Annotated in this window: 4 protein-coding genes and 1 pseudogene; 3 read left to right on the top strand and 2 right to left on the bottom strand. The window is 32.2% G+C overall.

Annotated elements, in window-relative coordinates; translation table 11 throughout:
• Positions 1 to 152: 152 nt before the first annotated feature.
• Positions 153 to 605 carry a hypothetical protein gene (locus tag PGOND44_RS14720; protein ID WP_003445785.1) on the top strand — a complete coding sequence of 151 codons (453 nt, stop codon included), beginning with the start codon at positions 153 to 155 and terminating at the stop codon, positions 603 to 605.
• A gap of 47 nt (positions 606 to 652) precedes the next feature.
• Here PGOND44_RS14720 and PGOND44_RS14715 read toward each other — a convergent pair.
• Positions 653 to 1,165 (bottom strand): annotated as a pseudogene (locus tag PGOND44_RS14715) (IS110 family transposase); the annotation flags it as partial.
• Between the two features lie 190 nt (positions 1,166 to 1,355).
• Here PGOND44_RS14715 and PGOND44_RS15100 point away from each other — a divergent pair.
• Together PGOND44_RS15100 and PGOND44_RS15095 are read left to right on the top strand one after the other, a co-directional pair.
• Positions 1,356 to 2,060: a DUF6090 family protein gene (locus PGOND44_RS15100; protein WP_003445783.1), complete on the top strand. Its 705-nt coding sequence runs from the start codon at positions 1,356 to 1,358 to the stop codon at positions 2,058 to 2,060.
• 344 nt (positions 2,061 to 2,404) lie between these two features.
• Positions 2,405 to 3,055 carry a DUF6090 family protein gene (locus PGOND44_RS15095; protein WP_051044092.1) on the top strand — a complete coding sequence of 217 codons (651 nt, stop codon included), beginning with the start codon at positions 2,405 to 2,407 and terminating at the stop codon, positions 3,053 to 3,055.
• 68 nt (positions 3,056 to 3,123) lie between these two features.
• On the opposite strand, the gene PGOND44_RS14700 is transcribed toward PGOND44_RS15095, so the two are convergent.
• On the bottom strand, positions 3,124 to 3,493 hold a 370-nt coding region (locus tag PGOND44_RS14700), incomplete at its 5' end, for an IS110 family transposase (RefSeq protein WP_003445781.1).

Below are 3,493 nucleotides of genomic sequence, written 5' to 3'. Positions count from 1 at the left end.
AGCCTACTTACGAAAATCCTCACGGATTTTCTATTCGGTTTTTTATTTGCTAAATTAGTTGCTGAAACACGCAACTAACCATACACAAGAACGTTGTAGCAAATTTGATAAAAATCACGTGCGAATTGAACATTAAGTAAAAAACGAATATTATGAGAACAAGAATTTTACTATTCCTTTTGGGAATGGGGCTTTTAATTAGTTGCAATAACGATGATAATGCTGATTATCAATCGACTGAAATTAATTTCACGGAAATTGGAAAAGGAGCATTATTCGGAAATGGTCAAGAAGGTATTTCTCAATCTAATTTGACTATTTCAAATACGACTGAATGGCAGAATCTACTTACTCAACTGAACTCTGTACACAATACAACAGATAATTTTATCGAAACTGATATAAACTTTAATGAATTTACTGTATTTGCTATTTTTCTTGAAGTCAAAGGGCAAGGTTGGGAAATTGGAACTGAAAGTGTTATTGAAAATGAAAATAATATTTCTGTAACAACTGTGGAAAACGAAGGGATTAACCTTGTAATGACTCAACCTTTTAGTATTATAAAAATTCAAAAAACTGAAAAACCAATAATCTTGGAATAAAAACTTGCTACAACAAAGTACTGTGGCTAAAAACAAGTAAAAACTCATTAATTTCTCACTAGAGTACTTTTATATTCTTTATCATATATCAACCCTGATTTAGCAATAGCAAAGGCCTGTTTTAAGAGCTTATTGCACACCGCAATAAGTGCTAATTTCTTACTCTTCCCTTTGGCCACTATTCGCTCGTAAAGATCTCTGCAAGCCTTGTTGTGTTTACAAGCATTAAAACTGCACATGAATAATAAATTACGCAGTTTTTGATTGCCTATTTTACTTATTCGAGGGCGTCCTTTTACACTACTACCACTTTGCCTAATCACTGGTGTTAGACCAGCATAACTGCATAGTTCTGCTGCACTTGTGAACCGATCAAAACCACCTGTTAAAACCACTAACATAATTGATGTTTTAGGTCCAATGCCTGGAATAGTTTTTAAACGAGTTAATAGATCTTGATGCTCTTGTTTAACTAAAACTAACAACTTATCTTCTAAGGTTTTCATCTCTTTCTCAAGCTGTTTTAAACTCCGTTTTAGGGACCTTACAACTGCTTTGTTCTTTCTGATTAATAACTAAAACTAAGTATTTTATTAGAAATCAAACTTAAGATGTATATAAGCCATTAAAACGGCTCATATACTAAACGTTGTGCTTCATTATTTGAGATCCAGAATCAATTAAAAATAATACCTTTAGAGAAACTAACCTCTTATGATTAAATTCTTCCGAAAAATTCGTTACGACCTTATGGATAAAAATAAGACTGGCAAGTATTTGAAATATGCTATTGGAGAAATTATCCTTGTGGTTATTGGTATTCTCATTGCATTGCAGATTAATAATTGGAATGAAAAACGACTTGAAGTTAATCAAGAAAAAATAACACTTTCAAACCTTAATGAGGAGTTTCAAGATAATTTAAGAGATCTTGATTCCATTAACGCCAAATTGTCTAATACTATAGGTACTATGGAAGATCTATTTGCAATGTTTAATAAAGAAGAGAGTCAATTTGCTTCAAAAACTTTAGACAGCATTATAAGTAAGACACTTACAAGCCCAACATGGAAGCCCAGTGAGTTTGTTTTAAATGATCTTAAAAACTCAGGTGGTTTATCAAAACTTCGTAATAAGGAGCTGAAAAAATTATTATTTCAATGGACTCGTTATTATAATGAAATGAAAGAAATGGCTATGCAAACGGAAAAAACAAGTATAGATATCGTCAATTTTTTAAAAACTCATGGTTCTTTAAGAAATGTAGATGCATCAGCTGCTAATTTTATGTACGAACGTTCAAAATTAAACATAGATAATTTGTCCCTTCTACAGAATCCTCAATTCGAAAACTATATAGACGATAAATTATTTGTTTTACACGAAGCCAAGAACATGTCTGTAAAGGCTAAACAATTAATAAATCAGATACTTAAAGAAACATCTGTAGACTAGATATAGTTAATTGCTTTGTAAAATAACGAAAGCACAACAACGTATAGTTCTCATGGCTAGATTGATAATAGAATTGAGTTTCCTACAAATTTATGTAACTTAGTCTAGCCGATAAAACTGGCAAGCGGCTTAGCCGATTGCTTTCCGATATGCGACATTCCTCGTCTCATTGAGCGTTAGGAAAAATGGTCCGGCGGATAAGTGGAGAGCGGCGCTCAATGTAGACTCCCTTTCCGACAACACTAGCCGCATATCGCCACAATTTTTATACAAACCCGTTGTGCTTCATTACCGAAAACCGCTAACCAATGATAAAATTCTTTAGAAAAATACGATACGACTTAATGGAAAAAAATAAAACTGGAAAGTATTTAAAATATGCAATTGGTGAAATAGTTCTTGTGGTTATTGGGATTCTAATTGCATTACAGATTAATAATTGGAATGAATCCAGAAAACAGGGTATATCAGAAAAGGAATTTATTGCGAGTATAAAAAATGACCTAAAACAGGACAAGGCTTTTATTCAACTTATAGTAGAGAATATAGAACCGAAAATAGTGACTTATAAAGTATTAAATAGTGACTTACCAAATTTATATTATAATGAAAGAAAATCGCTAGATTCCATATTCCCTATTTATTTTAAAACTCAACGCACATTTTATCCCATATCTGGCTCATATGAATCAGCTGTATCAGGGAATCAAATTACTGTTTTCCAAAATAAAGAATTAATTCAAAAGGTAATTAAGTTATATAATTCAACTTATGATAGATTGATTGACAACGGACAAATATTGGACGAAAGATGGGACTTTTTAAGCAGAAAGTATAGCTATGAAAGAAGAACTGGAAATTTTCGAGAAATGAAGCCTGAACAACTTTCCGAGTTTCTTGATGATTTATATCATCATTATGCGCAATTGGATTGGTATCTAAAACAATTAAAGTCAACCATAACTGAAATTGATAGTATAACTATAGAAAATTAAATGAATAAATAGGAAAAGAATAACGAAAGCACAACACGGTACTGTGGCTAAAAACAAGTAAAAACTCATTAATTTCTCACTAGAGTACTTTTATATTCTTTATCATATATCAACCCTGATTTAGCAATAGCAAAGGCCTGTTTTAAGAGCTTATTGCACACCGCAATAAGTGCTAATTTCTTACTCTTCCCTTTGGCCACTATTCGCTCGTAAAGATCTCTGCAAGCCTTGTTGTATTTACAAGCATTAAAACTGCACATGAATAATAAATTACGCAGTTTTTGATTGCCTATTTTACTTATTCGAGGGCGTCCTTTTACACTACTACCACTTTGCCTAATCACTGGTGTTAGACCAGCATAACTGCATAGTTCTGCTGCACTTGTGAACCGATCAAAACCACCTGTTAGAACTACTAACATAATTGATGTTTTAGGA

The organism is Psychroflexus gondwanensis ACAM 44 (genome assembly GCF_000355905.1).
GTDB classification, from domain to species: Bacteria; Bacteroidota; Bacteroidia; order Flavobacteriales; family Flavobacteriaceae; genus Psychroflexus; species Psychroflexus gondwanensis.
The sequence above is the reverse complement of the archived record's forward strand: the minus strand, read 5'-3'. Positions and strand labels throughout refer to the sequence as shown.

What these genes read in the sequence shown, in the direction of transcription:
- PGOND44_RS15095 (WP_051044092.1), top strand. Translation starts at nt 2,405, where the DNA reads ATGGAAAAAAATAAAACTGGAAAGTATTTAAAATATGCAATTGGTGAA.
- PGOND44_RS15100 (WP_003445783.1), top strand. Translation starts at nt 1,356, where the DNA reads ATGGATAAAAATAAGACTGGCAAGTATTTGAAATATGCTATTGGAGAA.
- PGOND44_RS14720 (WP_003445785.1), top strand. Translation starts at nt 153, where the DNA reads ATGAGAACAAGAATTTTACTATTCCTTTTGGGAATGGGGCTTTTAATT.